14 protein-coding genes are annotated in these 20537 nt (G+C 71.3%); 1 reads left to right on the top strand and 13 read right to left on the bottom strand.

Going from position 1 to position 20537, the window contains the following annotated elements:
* The 7 genes from AB0I71_RS22800 to AB0I71_RS22770 form a co-directional block, all read right to left on the bottom strand.
* The coding region (locus tag AB0I71_RS22800) for a lipopolysaccharide biosynthesis protein (protein WP_357587693.1) at positions 1–1665 on the bottom strand (1665 nt) is incomplete at its 3' end.
* Complete coding sequence (locus AB0I71_RS22795) at positions 1662–2897, bottom strand: O-antigen ligase family protein (protein WP_357587711.1); 1236 nt, start codon at positions 2895–2897, stop codon at positions 1662–1664. The genes AB0I71_RS22800 and AB0I71_RS22795, both read right to left, overlap by 4 nt.
* 114 nt (positions 2898–3011) lie before the next feature.
* On the bottom strand, positions 3012–4613 hold the full coding sequence (locus AB0I71_RS22790; protein WP_357587691.1) for a lipopolysaccharide biosynthesis protein: 1602 nt from the start codon (positions 4611–4613) through the stop codon (positions 3012–3014).
* Positions 4606–5148 carry an acyltransferase gene (locus tag AB0I71_RS22785; RefSeq protein ID WP_357587690.1) on the bottom strand — a complete coding sequence of 181 codons (543 nt, stop codon included), beginning with the start codon at positions 5146–5148 and terminating at the stop codon, positions 4606–4608. Before AB0I71_RS22785 ends, AB0I71_RS22790 begins: the two co-directional genes overlap by 8 nt.
* A gap of 93 nt (positions 5149–5241) precedes the next feature.
* Positions 5242–7173 carry a hypothetical protein gene (locus AB0I71_RS22780; protein ID WP_357587688.1) on the bottom strand — a complete coding sequence of 644 codons (1932 nt, stop codon included), beginning with the start codon at positions 7171–7173 and terminating at the stop codon, positions 5242–5244.
* A 248-nt stretch (positions 7174–7421) separates the two neighbouring features.
* Positions 7422–9125 carry a glycosyl hydrolase gene (locus AB0I71_RS22775; RefSeq protein WP_357587686.1) on the bottom strand — a complete coding sequence of 568 codons (1704 nt, stop codon included), beginning with the start codon at positions 9123–9125 and terminating at the stop codon, positions 7422–7424.
* A 233-nt stretch (positions 9126–9358) separates the two neighbouring features.
* On the bottom strand, positions 9359–10267 hold the full coding sequence (locus AB0I71_RS22770; RefSeq protein WP_357587684.1) for a shikimate dehydrogenase: 909 nt from the start codon (positions 10265–10267) through the stop codon (positions 9359–9361).
* A gap of 45 nt (positions 10268–10312) precedes the next feature.
* Here AB0I71_RS22770 and AB0I71_RS22765 point away from each other — a divergent pair, with 45 nt between their 5' ends.
* Complete coding sequence (locus tag AB0I71_RS22765) at positions 10313–11578, top strand: endo-1,4-beta-xylanase (protein WP_357587682.1); 1266 nt, start codon at positions 10313–10315, stop codon at positions 11576–11578.
* Between the two features lie 1043 nt (positions 11579–12621).
* Here the strand turns inward: AB0I71_RS22765 and mltG are convergent.
* The 6 genes from mltG to AB0I71_RS22735 form a co-directional block, all read right to left on the bottom strand.
* A complete protein-coding gene (gene mltG, locus AB0I71_RS22760) occupies positions 12622–13818 on the bottom strand; it encodes an endolytic transglycosylase MltG (RefSeq protein WP_357587680.1) in 1197 nt (398 codons plus the stop codon).
* The gene (gene ruvX, locus AB0I71_RS22755) at positions 13815–14276 is read right to left on the bottom strand and encodes a Holliday junction resolvase RuvX (RefSeq protein ID WP_357587678.1); all 462 of its coding nucleotides are present in this window, start codon (positions 14274–14276) and stop codon (positions 13815–13817) included. Before ruvX ends, mltG begins: the two co-directional genes overlap by 4 nt.
* A gap of 73 nt (positions 14277–14349) precedes the next feature.
* Positions 14350–17028 carry an alanine--tRNA ligase gene (alaS, locus tag AB0I71_RS22750; RefSeq protein ID WP_357587676.1) on the bottom strand — a complete coding sequence of 893 codons (2679 nt, stop codon included), beginning with the start codon at positions 17026–17028 and terminating at the stop codon, positions 14350–14352.
* Entirely contained in the window at positions 17025–17330 is a 306-nt protein-coding gene (locus AB0I71_RS22745) for a hypothetical protein (RefSeq protein WP_093404399.1), read from the bottom strand. The genes alaS and AB0I71_RS22745 overlap by 4 nt, the downstream gene beginning before the upstream one ends.
* Before the next feature lie 25 nt (positions 17331–17355).
* Positions 17356–17817 (bottom strand): DUF948 domain-containing protein, encoded by a 462-nt coding sequence (locus AB0I71_RS22740; RefSeq protein ID WP_099846515.1) that lies wholly within the window; start codon positions 17815–17817, stop codon positions 17356–17358.
* Between the two features lie 137 nt (positions 17818–17954).
* On the bottom strand, positions 17955–18671 hold the full coding sequence (locus AB0I71_RS22735; protein ID WP_357587709.1) for a hypothetical protein: 717 nt from the start codon (positions 18669–18671) through the stop codon (positions 17955–17957).
* Positions 18672–20537: the final 1866 nt, after the last annotated feature.

Genomic DNA, 20537 nt, shown 5'->3' with positions numbered 1-20537 from the left:
TGCTGCACTCGATCTTCTGGGGGAACCTGTCCCCGGATGGTGGCGACCGTCCCGAGGGCGAGCTGGCCGCCGCGATCGAGGAGCACTTCGGTTCGACCCGCCACGGATCTGCACCATGGTCACCCGGATGCCGCGCCGCGCCCGGGGCAACGTCAACAAGCCGACGCAGACGGTGGCGAGCGTGGCCACCGCCAGCACCAGTCCCGCGATACCGCGTCCGGCCACCGCCAGGCCGGCCACCGCCGCCAGCCCGACCCCCACCACGGTGACCGCTGCCGAGGTCAACATCCGGACGTCCACAAGTGGCTGACGCACCACCCGCCGGGCGAAGGTGGCCGCGGCGAGGTTCTCGGTCACGATGCCGGCGGCCCAGGCCACCGCCGCGCCCGTCGCCCCGTGGGCGGGAATCAGCGCCAGTCCACCGCCGACGGTGACCAGCAGCCCGGCCAGCGCCGCCGCCAGGTGCAGGCCGCTGCGCCCACCCATCAGCAGCAGGCTCTGCACGTTACCGACCCCGGTGTTGACGAGCATCGCCACGGCGAGCACCGTCATCGCCGCGGCGCCGGTGGTGAACTCCGGTCCGAACAGCGCCAGGAAGGCCGGCGCGAAGACGGCGAGCAGCAGGTAGACCGGCCAGGACAGCACCAGTCCCCAGCTGGTCAGCTGCCGGTGCACGGCCGCCGCGGCGGCCCGTTCACCTCGGCCGAGCAGCCGGGACAGTTGCGGGGAGACGGCCACCCGCAGCCCCTGCATCGCGAGTTGACCGGCGAGGACGTAGCGGCCGACGGCACCGAAGACACCGGCGTCGGCCGGGCTGGCCAGGGCCGAGGTGAGCAGCACGCCGATCCACATGCTGCCCGCGTCGATCGCCGCCGACGCGGCGCGGGGCAGCGCGAACCGCCAGAACGTGGACCAGTCGCCGGACTGTGGACGCAGCTCGGCGCCGGCGCCGACCCCGAGCGGCCCGGCGACCAGGATCAGGCACACCAGCAGCGCCACGGCGGCCGGCACCAGCCAGCCGGTCATCCCCGCCAGCAGCCCGCCACCGGCGAGCACCGCCGCACCGACAAGCAGCGGCCGGGCGATCGGCAGCAGCAGGAACTGCACCGAGACGTAGGCCCGCATCGGGCGTACGCAGCGTACGACGGCCAGCAGCAGGTTCATCGCGACCACCACGGGCACCGCCGCGAAGGTCACCACCAGCAGCGGCTCGCCCGCCGGGCCCAGCAACCGGCCGGCGAGCGGCCCGGCGACAAGCGCCCCGCCCACCGCGACCAGCACGGCGACCAGCAACGGTGGGATCAGGGCGACCGGCAGCACCCGGGCACCGTCGCCGGTCGCACCGGCCCGTCGCCGGGGCAGCGCCCAGATCAGGCCGGTCTCCGCGCCGAGGGTGCAGATCGCGGCGGCGACGGTCACCACGCCGATCGCGGCGAAGAACGCGCCCGCCCCGGCGGTGCCGTAGCCACGGGTGATGACCACCGCGAGCACGAAGCCGAACAGGCCGCTTGTCGCCGCGCCGAGCAGCCCGGCGACTCCGCTGCGGGTGCTGCGCCGGGTCTCGGTCGCGCCGTCCACCGCCGCCGCGCCCGCCGCCGAGGCGACCGGCGCACTCGGCGTACGCCCGGGGCCCTCCCCCGTCGGAGGGCTGGTGGTCGCCGTCATGCCGGCATCACCGTCGCCGGCCGCGACAACCCGCCGGGCGTGGTGCGGCGTTCCCGTTCGGAGAGGGCGAACGCGAAGGCGACCGCGAAGAAGGCGACCGCGAGGTTCTGGTTGGCCATCCCGTAGAACGGCACCTGCACCAGGCAGATCACCGGGACGACGGAGAGCCACTGCCCGGCCGCCGATCTTGCCCGGGCGCAGATCAGCGCGGCGGCGACGAACCAGGCCAGGAAGCACAGCAGCGCCGGTACGCCGTGACTGAACAGCACCATCCACAGCTGCCCCTGGGTGCCGATCGGGGCGTCGGCGGAGACGGTGTCCACCTCCATCGGCGCGCCGTAGCCCAGCCAGGGCGAATCACCGACCCGGCGCAGCACCTCGGAGTAGAGCGACAGCCGGTCGGTGTTGGTGTCGCTGGATTCGACCCGATTGCCGATCAGCTCGGCGACCGGGATGAACAGGCTGGCGACACCGCCGAGCACCACCATCCCGGCGATGGAGGCGGCCACCCGGATGTTGCCCCGCAGCGCCGCCCGCACCCCGAGCACGGCCAGGCCGACACCGAGGCTGAGGAACATCGCCCGGTTGAGCGTGAGGAACGCCGGGACCAGCGACACCGGCAGCGACGCCAGCACCGCCCAGCGCAGCAGGCCCCGTCGGCGCAGCATGGTGTACGCGACCACGCACGGCAACGTCATCGCGTACGCGCTGCCGTAGTTGTTCGTGTACGCGTACGGTGCCGCCGGCCGGTAGATCGGGTTGAGCGACCGGGCGCTGTACTCGGCGGTGTTCAGGTGGACCATGTCGCTGATGAACGGCACCCCGGACACGCCCGGCGGCAGCAGCGCCTCGACCGGGGTGGTCAGCTCGAAACGCGGCACCAGCACGCCGAGCCACCCCAGCGCGACAAGCCCGAACCAGAACGCGCACAGCGGGACCAGCACGACGGCCTGGTCGGGGCGTTCCCGGGCGATGGTGTAGACGTAGAGCGCGACGACGAGTGCGGTGAGGTAGAACGCCAGCCGCAGCACGAAGGTCGGCAGTGAGGTCGGTGACGCCAGCCGGCTCGCGCTGGCCACCGCGATGGCCAGGAACAGCAGCCAGATCCCGGTGGCGGGCGGCAGCGGCACCCGACCCCGGGTGGCCAGCAGCGTGAACAGCAGGGCACCCAGCAGCGGCCAGCCGAGGTAGAAGGCGCCGGCCACCCACCAGAGCGGGACGAGCCCGAACATCGCCGCCAACGGCCACAGCGGCAGTCGGGGCGGCAGGGCCGGCGCGGGCGGGGCGGCGGCGCTCGCCGGTAAGGGCGGCTCGGTGATGGCCGGGGCGCGGGTGACCGGCACGCGTCAGCTCCGCCCGCTGCGGCACAGCACGAACCCCAGCGGGTTGACCCCGGCCGCCCGCAGCCGCTCCGCGAGTCGGCGCAGGTCGGCCTGCCGGGTGCGGTCGCGTTCGACCACCACCACTGCGGTCCCCTGCCGGGCCACCGCCACGCCCCGCTCGTCGGCCTCGGCCGGCGGTGCGTTGTACAGCACGAGACGCTGGTCGGCGCCCTGCCGCCAGGTCCCGAACCGCACCGTGCCGGCACCCACCACCACCTGCTCGTCGCCTGTCGCCCGCCCGTTCTCGGTACGGCCGACGGTCTTGGCGACGCGGGGCAGGGTGAGCGTGGCCTCCGGGTCGGTCGAGGGTCGTGCGCCGATCGGATGTGGGGAGGGACGTCGGGTGATGACCTCGGTGGGACCGTCGTCGGTGTCGGTGGGGGCGGTGCGGGGCTTGGGTACGACGGGTCGGGTCGGGTCGATGCCCGCCGGCAACCGCTCCCGGTCGGTCAGCACCGCGGCGCGCAGCCGGTCGGTCCGGCCGCTGTCGTCGGCGACGAACACCTCCCGTCCGGCCACGGCGAGGGCTACCGCGAGGCCGGCGGTGATCGCGGTGGCGTCCTCCCGGGCGGTGACCACGGCGACCCGGGCGGGTTGGCGCACCCGCTCGGCGACGGCCATCGCGACGTAGCGGACGTCGGCGTCGACCGCCCGGCCGCGCAGCCCGGCCCGGCGGACGGTGCCCAGCAGTGGCAGGCCGGTGCTGTCCCGGGCATCGGCCACGCTGCGGATGCGCCGGTCCACCGACTCCCACAGGAAGGCGAGCACCAGCCCGATCACGGTCCCCCCGAGCAGGCCGCCGGCCAGCAGCAGCAACGGGTTGCCGGTCGTGGTGGCCAGTGCCCGCTCGGCGGTCCGGGTGACCCAGCCCGGGTTCACGTCCACCGCGGCGATCTCCGTGCGGGCGGAGCTGAGCTGGGTGAGCTGGTTGTTGATCCCGCCGAGTTCGGCGACCGCGGCGTCGGCGGTGGCGGTGTCCCGGGCGTTGTTGATCCTGCGCTGCACGGTGTTCCGCTGGGTGACGACCTTCTCGATGCTCTCGTCGTACGAACGCAGCATCTCCTCGCGTTGCTTCTCGTACATCCCGCGCCGGATGTCCAGGTAGCTCTGCGCGGCCAGGTTGGCGCCCGCCACGGCCCGTTCGGCGTCAGTGGCCTGGTAGACGAAGCGCAGAATCTGGCCACCGGCGGGCACCTCGACCTCAAGGGCATCGCGTACCGCGCGCTGGTCCGAGTCGAACGCCCCGGCCAGCTTCGCGACGACCTCGGTGCCGGTGGCGATACCGCTTTCCACGTTCATGTTCACCGCCCGGTCGGCGGCGGCACCGCTGGGGGTGAAGGCGTCGGTGACCACCGGCCGGACCGCCACCACCGCGCTCGCCGTCACGGTGGACGGTGCCAGCAGCACGTAGCCGACCGCGGCGAGCGACCCGGCGAGGGCCACCGCGGCGACCAGCCGGATCCGGTGCAGCGGCACCCGCACCATGTCGGTGATCGTGACGCTGCGGGACGAGGGGGCGGTCGCTGGGCCGTCACCGGTCCAGTGGCTGGGCGCGGCATCAGTCATGGAACTTCTTCGCTATCTGTTGTGGATTGCCGATCACCACGACCCCGGGTGGCACGTCCGTACGGACCACCGTCGCGGCGCCCACGACGCTGTCCCGGCCGATCCGCACACCCTTCATGACCAGCGCGTGCGCGCCGATCCACACGTTGTCCTCGACGGTTATCGGGGCACGGGTGGCTGCGGTGGGCGGATCGTGGCGGCGGTCGGGGGCGAGGTTGTGGAAGTCGTTGTCGAGCAGTTCGCAGTCCGACAGCAGGCACCGGTCGCCGATGGTCACCGACGTCCAGGTGCCGATCCAGGTCGCGTTGAGCAGGCAGTTGGCGCCGACGCGTACCTCACCCGGCCCGGCGAAGCGGACCAGTTTGTTCAGCCGGGTGTGCTCGCCGATGCTGACCCGGACGCCGCGCCGCAGCCGGATCCGGCCACGGATCTCCACCCCCGCGCCAAGGTGCAGGCGCGGGTAGCGCAACAGGTACCAGCGACGCTTGATCGCGAAGACGGTACGCACGACGAGTCCACGCCGGATGCCGGTCAACGAGCCTCCCCACCTTCCTCGGGCCGGCGCCGGGATGCCCCGCGCCGACCCGAGGTGAACAAACTACCGAGGATTCGTTACGAACGGTGAACGCTAGGGCACTGAAAAGAACATCGACGCGGTCGACCAGGTCAGCTCCGGCGTGGCCGCCGCGATGAGCGTCGACTCGGCGCCGGTTACCGCAGCCGCGGGAGCCAGGGTCGGATCGAACGGAGCGCTGCGCAGCGAACCGTTTGTCGCCCCGTAGACGATCTTCCCGTCCACCCAGGCCATGCCGCGCACCGCAGACCAGGTCACGCCCGTGGTCGGCAGGACGAACTCGGTGGCGCCCAGGTAGTTGCCGTCGATCTCGAAGTAGCGGTAGTAGAGGTTGTTGGCCCCACTGCGGGTGTAGTACAGCCGGCCGTCGAGGAAGAACCCGCCGGTCAGCAGGGCCGGGTTGTACCAGTCGTTGTAGCCGGACGCCTCCCAGGACCCACCGATCGTGGTGCCGTTGAACAGCGAGACGTCGATCCGGCTGCCGGTCGGGGTGCCGGAGACCAGATGCGACCAGTAGATCCGGTCGTCGACCAGCCAGGTCGCGCCGGCACCCGTGTAGTTCGGCTGGCTGACCACCGTGGCGTTGGCGGTGTCCAGTGCGGTGCCGTCGAACGGCACCTTCGCCACCTCACCGGGAGCGACGTTCAGGTGGAGGTGCCCACTGCCCGCCGTCGGTGGGTTCTTCGGGGTGATCGTGCGCCCACCGCTGAGCGGGAACATGCCGAGCCGACCGTGGTACTCGTTGCCCATGCCGTCCGAGTTGTGTCCGAAGTAGAGGCCGGTACTGCCCCGCCACAGCACCGGCACCGACGATCCCCAGGAGCTGGCGCCCGAGGGCAGGGCGGAGCCGCCGCTACGGCGCGGGTTCCAGTTCACCGGCATGCCGGTGGCCGGGGTGACCGCGCCGATGCCCAACCGGTCGATGGCGCCGTTGCCGGCCCGGTCGCTGGCGTTCGGGTTGTTCAGCCAACGGAAGTGTCCGCCGAGGTAGATGATGTTGTCGGCGACCTCGACCGAGGTGATGGTGTCGTTACCTGTGAAGTTGACCCAGGTGGCGACCTGGCTGGGCCCGCGGTGGGCGGTCTCGAAGCGGACCAGGGCGTCGCAGTAGGCGCTCGGCCAGCCCGACCCGCCGTTGGTGCCGACGACGAACCAGGTGCCGTCACCACCGAAGCGCACGTCCTGCACGTAGTGCACGAACGTCGCCGGGTTCGCGCACGGCGCGACGAACCGTTCCGAGCTCCAGTCGATGACGCTCGGCGTGCCGGTGACGTCGACAAGCGCGATCTGATTACGCGACAGGTCGTTGACGTAGAGGAAGTTGCCGCCGACGACGAGGGTGCCGCCGTCCGGGGAGACGTCGATCGTCCAGACGTACATGCTGGTGCCGTGCCGGCCGACGCTGGTGTTGATGTTGAAGGTCGGGTCGATGGCCCCGGTCGTCGCGTTCAACCTGCCGAGTCCGGCGTGCGCGGTGCCGTTGAGCCAGTTGAACGCACCGGCCACGTAGAGCCAGTTGCCGTGCAGCACCAGGTCCCGCACGGTGCCGCCGTCGGAGCGACCGACCCAGCTGTCAATGATCATGCCGGTCGACGGTTCGAGCGCGACCAGGTTGCGGCGGGACACGCCGTTGACGTTCTTGAAGGCTCCGCCGACGATGAGCGTTCCGCCAGGACCGGCGATGAGCGAGTTGACCGCACCGTCGAGCACCGGCAGGAACGCCGTCGAGATCGTCCCGCTGGTCCGGTCGTACGCGAAGAGGTAGCTGCGGGAAATCCAGGCCGAGCTGGCCGTCTGACGGATCTGCGTGAAACTGCCCCCGACGTAGACCGTGTTTCCGATCTCGGCGAAGGCGCGAGCCTCGCCGTCGCGGGCGTGTGGGGTCTGGCCGGCCGGGTTGGCCGAGACCAGGGTCGCCGGCTCGGGTACCGGCACCACGGCTGCGGACGCCGCGGTGGGCACGGCCAGTACGGCCGCGACGGTCACCAACGCGACGGTCGCGGCCCTCGTTCGATGCCGACGGGGGGAACGCCACGACAAGGAGAATCTGGGCACGCTGCGCCTCCAGAGTGGACGAGAATGCACGTAGCGTGCCCGTCCACGCTGGAGGGCGGCATCCGCCGATTGGGCGGACGGTGGATCAGGAAACGGACAACCTCGCCGACGGTCGGATTTCCGACAATCGTTGTGGCGGCCCGTTTCCCGCGCCTCAGCTCACCTCAGTTCACCTCAGCTCAGCGGCTCCCTCCGGTCGGCTGCCGCAGGTAGCTGTCTCGTCCCGCGGCGGCAAATCCGGCCACCGCCGCCGCATCCTGGTTCATCATCATGTTGCAGGTGTTAGTGGTTTTCGTCATACCCGCCGAGTTGAAGTAGATCGCCGCCTTGATCTTCGGGTGGGCCTTCAACGCCGCCGGGAACTCTTCGAACCAGCGCCGCTTCGCGTTCGGGTCGGCGGCGTCCATGTTGGTGCCGAACTCGGCGAGCATCCGCGGCTTGCCCGCGCCGATGCCGTTGTCGTCGAGCCACCGGTAGAAGGAACCGATCGTGGTGCTGGGACTCTTCCAGAGGGTGCTGCCGTTGCAGACGTGGAAGTTGTACGGATCCCAGGCCACCCAGTCGACGTAGCTGTCACCGGGATAGAGCCCGGCGTACCTGTCGTAGTGACCGGACCAGCCCATCATCGTCCACACCCAGACCGCGTTGTCGGCCTTGGCGTCGGCGAACCGGTCGTGCACGTACCGCCAGGCCCGGACGAACTCCGCGTCGCTGCCCTTGGCCGGCTCGTCCTCCGGCTCGTGGTCGAAGCCGATGAAGACCGGTTGCCCGATCGCACGGATCCGGCCGGCGACCGCGTCGATTGTCGAGTCGTACCGCCCGCTGTAAACGTCCTTCCAGGTCAGCACGGTGCCTGAGGAGAAGACCCGACTCTCCCAGGCGAAGAACATCAGCCGTCCCTCGCGGATCTGCTGCTGCTGGAAGTCGTCGGGGAAGGCACCGTTGCTGCCGGTGTTCGAGAAGTCGTGGTAACGGTGGACGATGTCGAACGTCCGGCCGACCTGCTTCTCCACATCGGTGATCGACTTACCGTGGTCCCAACCGGTCGACGCGCTGGACGGCGAGTACATCCCCCACCAGGCCCCACAGCCGGGGACCAGTTTCGCCGAGACCGTCCCGCACTTGCCCGCCTCCGGCGGTGGCGGCGAGGTGGGGCTGGGCCGGGCGGGCGACGGGCTCACGCTGGGCGAGACGGTCGGCGAGGCCGGCGGGCGGCTGGGGGTGGCCGACGGCGTCGGCGCGACGCTGGGCGAGGCGGACGGCGGCCGGGTACCCACGCCGTAGCTGAGCGCCAGGCGCGGACGCAGGTCGGCGTTGCGGTTCTCGCCGGAGGCCCAGTAGATGCGGCTGTCCAGCCCGGCCTGGGCCAGCGACACGGTCCAGATGCCGTTGCCGGTGACCAGACCCGAGACGTCCCACTCGTTGAACCCCTTGGCGACGCCGGTGACCGTGTCCAGCGCGGCGCCCAACGGCGAGGGCACCGGACGGGCCGCCCGGGCGTCGAGCCGGGACTCGTGCGCGGTCACCGTCGCGTCGAACTTCTGCCAGGTGTGCACCCGCAGAGTGGCCCGTACGTTCACCGCGTTCGCCGGCAGCGTGGCGACCAGGAAGGTGAGCACCGCCTCGCGGGCGCCGCGCGGGTTCCCGTCACAGGGCGCGGGGCAGGTCGCGAGCGTCGTCTTGACGCTGTTGTCGCCGTCCTGCGGCACCACCGTGGCGGTGGTGTCGGCCACCACCGCAATCGACAGGTCGTCATCGGCGAGCAGCGGCACCATTGTCGCGCCGAGCCCCAGGACCACAGTGGTGCCGATGACGCCCAGCACCATGGCCTTTCGCCGAGGGCCGCGATGCGGAATAAGTCGGTGCAGTCCGCGACTGGCCACGGATACTCCTCGTGTCTACGACGATAACGCTGAGCAGCGTATCCGTGTACACAACAGAGCGTGCGAACGTCGGCAGGACCTAAGCGCGTCTTAAACCTCACCTAAGACACCCCTGCGCCTCCCTCCCCGCCTCCCACCTCGCCTTACTCCGTTGATCATGAGGTTAGCGGCAGTTTCGGAGATCATCTACGCCGCCAACCTCATGATCAACAAGGTCTGGGTGGGTGGGAGGATCAGGTAGCGGAGCGGGCGGCGGTGAGGGCGGCGGCCATCGCCGAGCGGGGCGCGGGTACGCCGGTGAACTGCTCGAACTGGCCGATCGCCTGGGCCAGCAGCAGGTCGAGACCGGAGACGACGCGGCAGCCGGCGGTCGCGGCGGAGGCAGCCAGCGGGGTCGGCCACGGGTCGTAGATCGCGTCGAAAACCACAGTCCCCGCTCGCCAGTGCACCCTGCCGGCCAGCTCGTCGGCGGCGCCCTTCGGCACCGTCGAGATCAGCACGTCGACACCGGCCAGCACGGACACCTCGGACCGCGCAGACGCCTCCGGCCGCGACGGCTCACCCTGCGGACTTTCCGGCCACGACGCGGCGGTCATCGTCACACCCAGCGCCGCCGCGACCGGTTCCAGTTCGGCGAGCGCCGCCGGGCGGCGGGCGACCACTGTCACCCCGGCCGCGTCCAGCCGGGCCGCCGCCGCGATGGCCGCCCGCGCCGTACCACCCGCGCCGAGCACGGTGACTGTGGCACCGGCGCGTACCCCCGCCTCGGTCAGCACCTCGACCATGCCTGTGACGTCGGTGTTGTCGGCGTACCAGGAACCGTCCGGACGGCGTACCAACGTGTTGGCCGCGCCCACGGCGGCGGCGACCGGCGAGACCTCGGCGGCCACCGTGAGCGCCGCCTCCTTGCCCGGCATGGTCACCGACAGCCCGGCCCACTCCGGGCCCAGGCCGGCGACCAGGGCCGGCAGCTCCGCCGCCGCGCACTCGACTCGGGTGTACGACCACCCGGTCAACCCGGCGGCGGCGTAACCGGCGTTGTGGATCACCGGGGAGAGCGAATGGGCGATCGGCTTACCCAGCACCGCCGCCCGGTGCACCGCCTCCTCGGGTGCGGACGCCTCACGCGCCGACTCAGCCACAATCGCTCCTCAACAGCAGACCCAGCAGTCGCCTAACATCCAACAATGTCTGACAGCAGTCTGCGGCACCGCAAGGGCGAGATCACCCTCACCGTCCGAGGTCCCGACCGGCAGCCGCTCGCCGACCAGGTGATCACTGTCGCCCAGGACCGGCACGCGTTCGCCTTCGGCAACATCGGTTTCGACTTCGTCGACCTGGTCGGCGGTCCCGGACCGGCGGGGAGCAGCGACGTCGAGAGCTTCGGCGGCACCGCCCACCTGGACCTCGACCGGCTGGGTGAGCTGTGGCTCGACGTGTTCAACACCGCGACCCTGCCGTTCTACTGGGGCCGTTACGAGCCGCAACGCGGCGCCCCCGACACCGCACGTCTCACCGCCACCGCCCGGTGGCTGGCCGAACACGGCGTCACCGTCAAGGGTCACCCGCTGGTCTGGCACACCGTGCAGCCGCCATGGCTGCTCGGCCTGGACCTCGACGAGGTCGAGCAGCTGCTGCGGGCGCGGATTCGTGACCTGGCCGGCGGATTCGCCGGACTGATCGACACCTGGGACGCGATAAACGAGGCGGTCATCATGCCCGTCTTCGACAACGGCGACAACGCGATCACCCCGCTGGCCCGGGCGCGCGGCCGCATCCACCTGGTCCGGATGGCGTTCGAGGAGGCCAGGGCCGCCAACCCTGCGGCCACCCTGGTGCTCAACGACTTCGACCTCAGCTCGGCCTACGAGTGTCTCATCGAGGGCGTCCTCGAAGCCGGCGTCCGGATCGACGCGATCGGCTTGCAGACCCACATGCACCAGGGCTACCGGGGCGAGGAGTACATGCAGCAGATGCTCGACCGGTTCGCCAGGTACGGGCTGCCGCTGCACCTGACCGAGACCACGCTGGTCTCCGGCCACCTCATGCCGCCCGAGATCGAGGATCTCAACGACTACCAGATCCCGCACTGGCCGAGCACCCCGGAGGGCGAGGCCCGACAGGCCGAGGAGATCGTCCGGCACTACCGGTTGCTGCTCGCCCACCCGTCGGTCCAGTCGATCAACTACTGGGGGCTCACCGACCACGGTGCCTGGCTCGGCGCGCCCGCCGGGCTGGTCCGCGCCGACGGCAGCCCCAAGCCGTCGTACGAGGCCCTGGCCGCGCTCGTCAAGGGCGAGTGGTGGCTGCCGCCGACGGAGCTGCGTACCGGCGCGGACGGAACCGTCACCGTCGCGGGCTTCCTAGGCGACTACACGGTCTCCGTCGGAGACCGCACCGCGCGCTTCACCATCGACGCCGCCCAGACCACGAACACGGTTGACCTGGCCTGACCAGGACTGGGGGAACCCAGGATCGGGACGCCGGATCGCTGAACGATACCGGCGTCCCGCGCGTGCAACAATGCCGAGCGGCAGCCATCAAGCACTGGTCAGAGTCCTGCCGATACATGTCGACCCACGATGGACCACGTATTACAAGCCGCGCGGCGCGGCTGCCTCTCGGTAGCGTCTGATCGGCGGCTTCAACGCAAATTGACGCACGCATTCCTCATATTCGGTCTTTTCCGCTTGCAGCCTTACTGCCTGCGGGGGCGCGTAGAACTACGGTGCCCCGGGTCCGACCAAATCTGCAGCGCCACTTGCCAACACCTAGGAAAGACGCCGGCAAAATCAGGCTGAGACACTAGCAGCGCATCGACGGAGTGCTCGAAGTCACGCTGACGTAGGACTCATGCACCCAACCCTGCTGGGAGGTACCCACCCGCTGCACATGCCACCATTGCGAACTCCCATTGACGTGGGTGCCGGTAGCCCAGCAGTGGTGGGTAATGCGGACGTTCGACCACTGTCCGTACGAGGTGCATGTGGTGTGGGGTCCGGTGCGGTAGTTGACGTTGGTGCCGGAGATCGTGCCCTCGAACCAACTCTTGTCACTCCAGGACTGGGGGCAGCTCAACGGTTCAGCGGCCGAGACAGAAGTCGCGGTAACGTTGGATGTTGCCATTGCAACCGTCAAGAGCACCAGAACCCGAGCCGAATTGCCGAGAAGCCGGCGACGACGAGTCAGCTGTTTCAAGGCTTACCACCTCCAGTGTCGGCGACACAGCAACCATACTGGACCACTGGAAACGAGTAAATAATTCACTGACATGAATCTGTCATCTGCGACCGCACGGCCTGTGATATCGACCTGCCCCCGGGAGGTGGGCTCGGCAGTCGGTGGCCGAGTGCTGCGGTCCGGAACATGTGCACCGCCGCCCACACTCGCCGACCCCCGGTACGCGGTGCCGACAAGCCCTCAACGATGCGATCCTGCTTGCTCGCCAGCGGCACCCGACTGGGCCGAGCGCCGCCGGGGGCCGTGGCCGTCGTTACTAGATGATTCCGGCCTCCCGGGCCTTGGCCTCATTCTTCAGGTGGTCCTCGTAGGTCTCGGCGAACTCGGAGTTGCCTTCCTTGTCGACGGCCACGAAGAAGAGCCAGTCGCCGGGCGGCGGATCCATGGCGCCCTCGAGGGCATCCTTGCCCGGGTTGTTGATCGGGGTGGGGATCATGCCGCGCAGCTTGCGGCTGTACGGGTTCTTGGTGTCGAGCAACTCGTCCCGGGTCATCTCGGCCGACGTCTTGGTCTTCTGCCCGGTCGACTCCAGGTAGTAGTTGACCGTGACGTCCATCTCCAGGCAGCCGCAGGGGAACGTGCCCGAGTAGGCCCGGTTGTAGGCGACCCGGGCGACCTTGCCGAGATCCTTCTTGGTGCCGGCCTCGGCCTGGGCGAGCGAAGCCACGATCAGCGCCTCGTACGGGCTGATCCCGCCGCGTTCCTTCTGCACCCGGTCGGCGAACTCCATCTCACCGGTGACGGTGAGGAAGTGGTCGACCATCTGCTTGAGGATCGTCTCAGCGGTGGCGTCCGGCGGGATCTCGTAGGTGTCGGGGAAGAGGAAGCCCTCGATCGACTTCTTGGGCTTCTTGCCGTCCTCCCGCTTGAACCACCAGTCCGGTACGCCGAGCTTCTCCGGGTCCTTCGCGGCGGCTTCGAACTCCTTGACCGGAATCTCGGTCTCGTCGCTGAGCAGCTTGAAGATGCTCTTCGCGGTGCGCCCCTCGGGGATGGTGAGCCCGTTGACGATCCGGTTCTGTGGGTCCAGCATCGCTGCGAGGGCCAGCTCAGCGCTCATCTGCTTGCGCAGCTTGTAGGTGCCGGGTTGGATGTTGCGGCTGCGGGAGTTGCCGTCGGCCGCCTCGATGAACGCCTTGGTGCTCTTGATCACACCGGCGTCGTAGAGCGCCACAGCCATGTCGGCGAGGAACGCACCCTGCGGGATCTGGACGGTCACGTCCTCGGTGCCCCCGCCGTCGTAGTCCGGGGTCACGAAGTAGCTCTGGATCCGGTCGAAGCCGTAGAAAGCCCCACCGCCGATGCCGCCGAGCAGCACCACGGCGAGCAACAGGGCCAGAACGGTCTTGCCCCGCCCGCCACCGGACCGGCCGCCCTTGCGGCGTCCCCGGCGGTGCTTGCCCTTCTCCCCCCGCTCCTGCTCGTCGAACCCGAGGTCCAGATCGTCCATCATTGCGTCCGCCTCCGCTGCGCATCCAGCCAGCTCTGCAGAATTTCCACCGCGGCGGCCTGGTCGACCACCGCCCGCTGTCTCTTCCCCCGGACACCCCGCTCGGCAAGCCTACGGCTCGCCACGACCGTGGACATCCTCTCGTCGGTGAGCGTCACCGGGACAGGACTTATCACACCGGCCAGTTGTCGAGCGTACGCCTTCACGTGTTCGGCTGCGGGGCCATGTTTGCCGGCGAGATTGACCGGCAGGCCCACCACCACCTCGACGGCCTCGTGCTCGGCGACCAGCGCGGCGAGTTCGGCGAGGTCCGACGGCACCCCCTCTGGCCTGGGCTTCTGTTCCCGCGCGAGGGTGACGAGCGGGGTGGCGAGGACCCCGTGCGGATCGGACCGGGAAACCCCGATCCGCACCTGCCCGACGTCCACTCCCAGGCGTACCCCCCGGGGCGAGTCGCTCACGCCACGTCACCTCCCCCGACAGACGCGTCAGGGCGGACCGTGCCGGCCCGCCCTGATCCGCCGCGCTGAGGACTCACGCGTCAGCGAGCGCCTTCTCGACCGTGAGCAGCAGCCGGGGCACCTCCGACTCGGGCAGCCCGCCGCCCTGCGCCAGCTCCGGGCTACCGCCGCCACGGCCGGAGAACGCGGCCTTGACCAGATCGTTCGCGGCGATGCCCCGACTCCGGGCGGCCTGGTTCACCGCCACCACCAGCGACGCCTTGCCGTTGGCCCGGGCAGCCACCGCGACCACCCCCGGCCGGGACGCGTCGATCCGGCCCCGGATCTCCTGGGCGAGGGTGCGTACGTCGTTGCCGGCCGCTCCCTCGGGCGCCTCGGTGCCCACGTAGGCGACCCCGTGCACGTCCTTGGCCTGGGCGGCGAGCGCCGCCGCGCCACCGAGCACCAGCTGGGCGCGCAGCTTCTCCAGCTCCTTCTCCGCGTCGCGCAGCTGGGTGACCGTCTGCTCGACCCGGTCGGCGACCTGCTCGGAGGGGACGCGGTACAACTCGGCCAGACGCGCCACCAGCAGGTGCTCGCGGGCCAGGAAGTTGAACGCGTCCATCCCCACGAGCGCCTCGACCCGGCGTACGCCGGAACCGATTGACGACTCGGAGAGGATCTTCACCAGACCGAGCTGGCCGGAGCGGGCCACGTGGGTACCGCCGCACAGCTCGCGGGCGTAGTCACCGACCTCGACCACCCGGACGTTTTCGCCGTACTTCTCACCGAAGAGCGCCATGGCACCGATACGCCGCGCCTCATCCAGCGAGGTGATGAAGGCGTGCACCTCCAGGTCGGCCAGCAGCACCTCGTTGACCTGCTGCTCGACGTCGCGCAGCACGCTCGGCGCCACCCCGGTGGCGGTGTTGAAGTCGAAGCGCAGCCGACCGGGGGCGTTCAGCGAACCGGCCTGGGTGGCGGACTCCCCGAGGAAGTTGCGCATCGTCTGGTGCACCAGGTGAGTGGCGGTGTGCGACCGGGAGATCGCGCGCCGCCGGCTGGTGTCGATCTCGGCGTAGCCGGTCTCCCCCGCCCGCACCTCACCCCGCAGCACCCGGGCGCGGTGCACGATCAGGCCCGGCACCGGCTGCTGCACGTCGAGAACCTCGACCTGACCGCCGCCCACCGTGATCATGCCGAGGTCGGGCTGCTGACCACCGCCCTCGGCGTAGAACGGGGTGGTGTCGAGCACCAGCTCGATCGTGTCACCCTCGACGGCCGCCGCGCGCGGACCCTCGGTGCCGAGCACCGCGCGGACTGTCGACTCGCGGGCCACCTCCGTGTAGCCGGTGAAGGTCACCGGACCGCCGGCGTCGAGCACCGACCGGTACGCCGACAGGTCGGTGTGCCCGGTCTTGCGCGCCTGCGCGTCGGCCTTGGCGCGGGCCCGCTGGTCGGCCATAAGCCGGCGGAAGCCCTCCTGGTCGACGTTGAGGCCCTGCTCGGCGGCGATCTCCAGGGTCAGGTCGATCGGGAAGCCGTAGGTGTCGTGCAGCTGGAACGCCTGCTCACCGGAGAGTGCGCTGCCGCCGGCACTGCGGGTCTGCGTGATCGCGGTGTCCAGGATCGTCGTACCGGCCCGCAACGTGGCCAGGAACGCGTCCTCCTCGGCGTACGCGTACGCGGAGATGCGGTCGAAGTCCGCCGCCAGCTCCGGGTACGACGGGGCCATGCAGTCCCGCGCCACCGGAAGCAGTTCCGGCAGGGCGCGCTCCTGCCAACCGAGCAGCCGCACCGCCCGGATCGCCCGGCGCATGATCCGCCGCAGCACGTACCCACGGCCCTCGTTGGAGGGGGTCACCCCGTCACCGATGAGCATCAGCGCGGTACGCACGTGGTCGGCGATCACCCGCAGCCGCACGTCGTCCGGGTGGGACTGGTTGGCGGCGTGACCCGAGTGCGCGCCGTACCGCTTGCCGGTCAACTCGGCCGCCCGGTCCAGGATCGGGCGGACCTCGTCGATCTCGTAGAGGTTGTCGACACCCTGCAGGAGCGAGGCCATCCGCTCCAGGCCCATGCCGGTGTCGATGTTCTTCGCCGGCAGGTCACCCAGGATCGGGAAGTTCTCCTTGTCGGTGCCCGGTCCCCGCTCGAACTGCATGAACACGAGGTTCCAGAACTCCAGGTACCGGTCCTCGTCGACCTCCGGACCGCCCTCGGCGCCGTAGGCCGGGCCCCGGTCGTAGTACAGCTCGGAACACGGGCCGCACGGGCCGGGGATGCCCATGGACCAGAAGTTGTCTTTCTTGCCCCGTCGCACGATGCGTTCGTCGGGCACCCCGGTACGGCGCCAGATCTCGTACGCCTCGTCGTCGTCGAGGTAGACCGTCGCCCAGATCCGCTCCGGATCCAGCCCGAACCCACCGGCCTCGACCGACTTCGTGGCCAGGTCCCAGGCGAGCGGGATCGCCCCGTCCTTGAAGTAGTCGCCGAACGAGAAGTTCCCGTTCATCTGGAAGAACGTCCCGTGCCGGCTGGTCTTGCCGACCTCGTCGATGTCCGGCGTCCGGATGCACTTCTGCACACTCACCGCGCGCCGGTACGGCGGCGTCTGCTGGCCCAGGAAGTAGGGGACGAACTGCACCATGCCGGCGTTGACGAACAGCAGGTTCGGGTCGCTGATGGCGGGCAGCGGAGCGGACGGCACCACGGCATGACCGTTCGCCTCGAAGTGGGCGAGATACCGCCGCTTGATCTCCGCCGTCTTCATCGCTGGTGTTCCTCCGGAAAGATCTCTCGGTCGCCGACTCGCGGGTCCTCCCGCAGCTCGGCGAACTGGTCGTCGAACGCCTCACCCTGGGCGAACGCCTCGTGGATCTCGTGCTCCCGCTCGGCCATCCCAGCGCGTACGTCCGCCACGAAGCTACGCAGTTCCTCGACAAGTCCGCCAGCGGATTGCGACAGGTTGTCGGCGATGCCGGCCGGGGTGTACGCGTGCGCGGCGCGGGTCGCCTTGCGCACCACCACGACACCGACGGCCAGCCCGATGCCAAGCCAGAAAAGGCGCCTCATGCTCGTACCTCCCGGTGCCGTCGGGTCAGCGGTTCCCGCGCCGGGCGGCGCGCCGCTGGGCCTTGATGGTGTCGCGCACCTCGCGCTCGGTCTCGGCGTGCCGGCGGGTGGCGGCGGCCTTGCGCACGCCGTACCCGAACGCGGCCACCTTGACCAGCGGGTTGGCCGCGGCGGCGGAGACCACGGTGACCAGGTTGGCGACGTTGGCGCTGATGTTCTGCGCGTGGCTGGTCATGGTGTCGACCTTGGCCAGTTGGAGGTTCACGCCGTCGAGGGAGGTCTGCACCTGCTCCAACGTCACGTTGACGTTGCGTACCGTGGTGTTGACATCACCGAGCAGCGGGCCCGTCCGGTCGTTGAGGTCGTTGATCATGCGGGTGGTGGCGTCCACGGTGTGCCGCAACCGCAGGATGGGCAGCGTCAGGATCAGCACCAGCATCGCGAACGCGATCGCCGCGATCAGCGCCGCGACCTCCAAAAAGCCCACGCCAGTCCTCCTCAAACAGTGCTTTCGGGCGCAAGATCCCGAGTCGCACGACCGTCTCGCCCACGTCAACGTCGAGTGCCCGGCCGACGACCGGTCACCACCAGCACCTGACCCTACCGTCCGTGATGACGATCGGCTCAGGACGGTGGTGACGGCGTCAGGTCACCCAACGGGTCGTCGGTAAGTGTCGGGAAGGGATCCTCACCGGTCAGCGACGGATCGGTGCTCGGCTGTGGCCGCGTCCGCTCGTCGTCGATCGCGTTGCGCACCTTCACCGACACCAACGATCCGGGGCACTCCTGCGCCGCGGCGGACGGGTCGGGCACCGGCACCACCGCGGGTTCGCCGTCCACGGGTGGCGGCACGCAGGTCCGTTCCCGGACCCAGAGATCGAGGGTGAGCTCGTCCTGCCGCCAGCAGGTGTAGCTGCCCTTCTCCTCCTGTTCCGGGCAGTAGTTCGGCGTCCACCGCTGCCAACCGTCGCGGCTCAGCGCGGCCTCGTAGGCCTGGGCGGTCTCGTCCGGCGAGCGGTCGGAGGTGACGGTGCGTTCCCGCAACCGGCAGTCGAGCAGGCACCACTGGCTGCCGCTGACGTCATCGACCGGTTCGACAGCGGCCCAGGACGGTACGTCCAGTTCGTCGAGCGAGGCGAAGACCGGGTCCCGGTTCATGGTCTGCACGCCGAAGAACGCCGGCAGGACACCGAGCAGGAGCACGCTGGCCAGCACCAGGACGGCGGTACGCAGGCGCGCGGAGCCCGCCGTCTGCCGACGCGGCTCACCACCGTCGCCGGCCAGGTCGCCCTCGGACCGATCGACGTCGGGGTACTCCGGCGCGTCGGGACGTCGAGCCATCGGCTCCGCCCCCGGACGCGGCGCGGCCGGGTCGACAGGTGCCACGGCAGCCGCGGCGCGGGCCACCGCCGGAGCCTCACCGGTCCGCGTCGGGGGCACCGGCGGCACGCCGGAGGGTTCGGGTCGCGCCGGGTTCCGATGCGGCGGGGTCGCCCGGCCGGTGAGCCGGTCCTCTGGACGCACCGGCGCGCCGGCTCGAGCCGTCACCGGCGAACCGGCTGGTCCGCTGCCGACGGCCCGCACGGGATCGGCGGGGCCGACACCGCCGGGTGGGCCGACGTCGGGCCGCTGCGGGCCAGCGTCGGGCCGCACCGCGCCCCGGGCTGGGCCCGGGCCACCCGGGCGAGCGGCCGTCCCGTCGGGCCGCACCGCGCCACGCGGCGGGCCGCCAGGCGGGCCGTCCGGCCGCGCCGTACCACGCGGCGGCACCGCAGGCGTCCCATCGGGATGCGCCGTACCACGCGGCGGCACCGCAGGCGTCCCATCGGGACGCGCCGCACCACGCGACGGGCCGCCAGGCGGGCCGTCCGGCCGCACCGCGCCACGCGGCGGCACCCCGGGCGCACCATCGGGACGCGCCGCACCACGCGGCGGGCCCACGGGCGAGCCGTCGGGTCGGGTGGTCGGGCCGGTGCCGCCGATCCGCGGCAGTGCGCCGGCCCGGCCGGCGGGCTCGGGTCCATCCGACCCCGGGACGGGGCCGGTCATGGGAGTGGGACGGCCACGGCCGGCGGGTGGCCCGTCGGCGCGCCGGGCGGGACCGGCTCCCGGACGTTCCGGTCCCGGCTCGACACCGCGTCCCTCAGCCGGTGCGGTGCCCGGCGTCGGCCGACCGGGCGGGCCGCCGGCCACGCCACGGCGGTCGCCGACCGTCGGCGTACCCCCTGAAGGTGTGCCGACCACGCGACCGGACGGCGCGCCCGACGGTGTCGTGGGCCGCTTGCTGATCGTGGGCAACGCCGGATCCGTGTGGTGCGGCCGCCCGGCCTGCCGGAGCCAGTCGGACGGCCGCTCCGGCCGTCCGGCCCGGCCCTCCGCCGGCCGACCGGCAGGAGGCGCCTCGGCACCGGCACCCGCTACCGAATGCCGTCCGGACGGCTCCTCGTCCGCCGCGCGCCGGCCCCGAGCCGGTGTGTCGTCCACATCGGCCGCGCGGCGTCCCCGCGGTGGCTCGGCCGGCCCGTCCGGACCGGGTGGGACCCGGCGGTCCCGGTCGACGGCGGTCGGGACGCCCGGCTCGCTCCGCCCGGCCGGTGCGGTACGAGCGGGTCCAGCGGTCGGGTGGCCGGAGGGTACGCCGGGAATCGGTGGCGCGTTGCCGGACAGCGGCACCACGGGCCGCTCCTGTTCCGGCTCAGCGGCTCGCCGACGGCCAGCGCGCTGGCCCCCCGCCGGAGCGCCGCCCGGTCGACCGGCGGCGGGCGTCATGCCCGGTGCCCCTGAGACGGGGGTGGTGGCCGGTCCGGGCCGCTCGGGACCGCGCAGGCCGGCCGGGTCCGGTGCGACGCGCCGGGCGCCTCGCGGTGGCGTCGGGTCCGGAACACCGGCGGGCGGCGGTCCCACCGGAGCGTCGGCCGTACGAGGTCGGCCCGGCCCGCCAAAGCGTCCGGCTCGGGCGTCGGGGACGCGACCAGGATCGGTGCGGTCCGGCGGAAGAGCGCCGGTGACCGGCTCCGCCGGTGCCGGGGCAGGGGTGGGTTCGGCCTGCGAGGGCAGGCGGCGAGGGCCGGCGGGAGCGGCGTTCGGCCGCCCGCCGGGCACGCGACGCTGCCCGGGTGGGCCCGCCACGGGGCCTGCGGGCGCACCCGACACCGGTCCCGGCGGCCGGCCCGGTCCATTCGGTGCCCCGGACACCGGGCCCGCCTC

This window comes from Micromonospora sp. NPDC049891 (assembly GCF_040660295.1).
Taxonomy (GTDB): domain Bacteria; phylum Actinomycetota; class Actinomycetes; order Mycobacteriales; family Micromonosporaceae; genus Micromonospora.
Note: the sequence above shows the minus strand (reverse complement) of the source record. Positions and strands in the feature narration are given on the sequence as shown.

What these genes read in the sequence shown, in the direction of transcription:
- mltG (WP_357587680.1), bottom strand. Translation starts at nt 13,818, where the DNA reads ATGATGGACGATCTGGACCTCGGGTTCGACGAGCAGGAGCGGGGGGAG.
- AB0I71_RS22765 (WP_357587682.1), top strand. Translation starts at nt 10,313, where the DNA reads ATGTCTGACAGCAGTCTGCGGCACCGCAAGGGCGAGATCACCCTCACC.
- AB0I71_RS22745 (WP_093404399.1), bottom strand. Translation starts at nt 17,330, where the DNA reads ATGAGGCGCCTTTTCTGGCTTGGCATCGGGCTGGCCGTCGGTGTCGTG.
- AB0I71_RS22735 (WP_357587709.1), bottom strand. Translation starts at nt 18,671, where the DNA reads ATGGCTCGACGTCCCGACGCGCCGGAGTACCCCGACGTCGATCGGTCC.
- AB0I71_RS22795 (WP_357587711.1), bottom strand. Translation starts at nt 2,897, where the DNA reads ATGTTCGGGCTCGTCCCGCTCTGGTGGGTGGCCGGCGCCTTCTACCTC.
- AB0I71_RS22790 (WP_357587691.1), bottom strand. Translation starts at nt 4,613, where the DNA reads ATGACTGATGCCGCGCCCAGCCACTGGACCGGTGACGGCCCAGCGACC.
- alaS (WP_357587676.1), bottom strand. Translation starts at nt 17,028, where the DNA reads ATGAAGACGGCGGAGATCAAGCGGCGGTATCTCGCCCACTTCGAGGCG.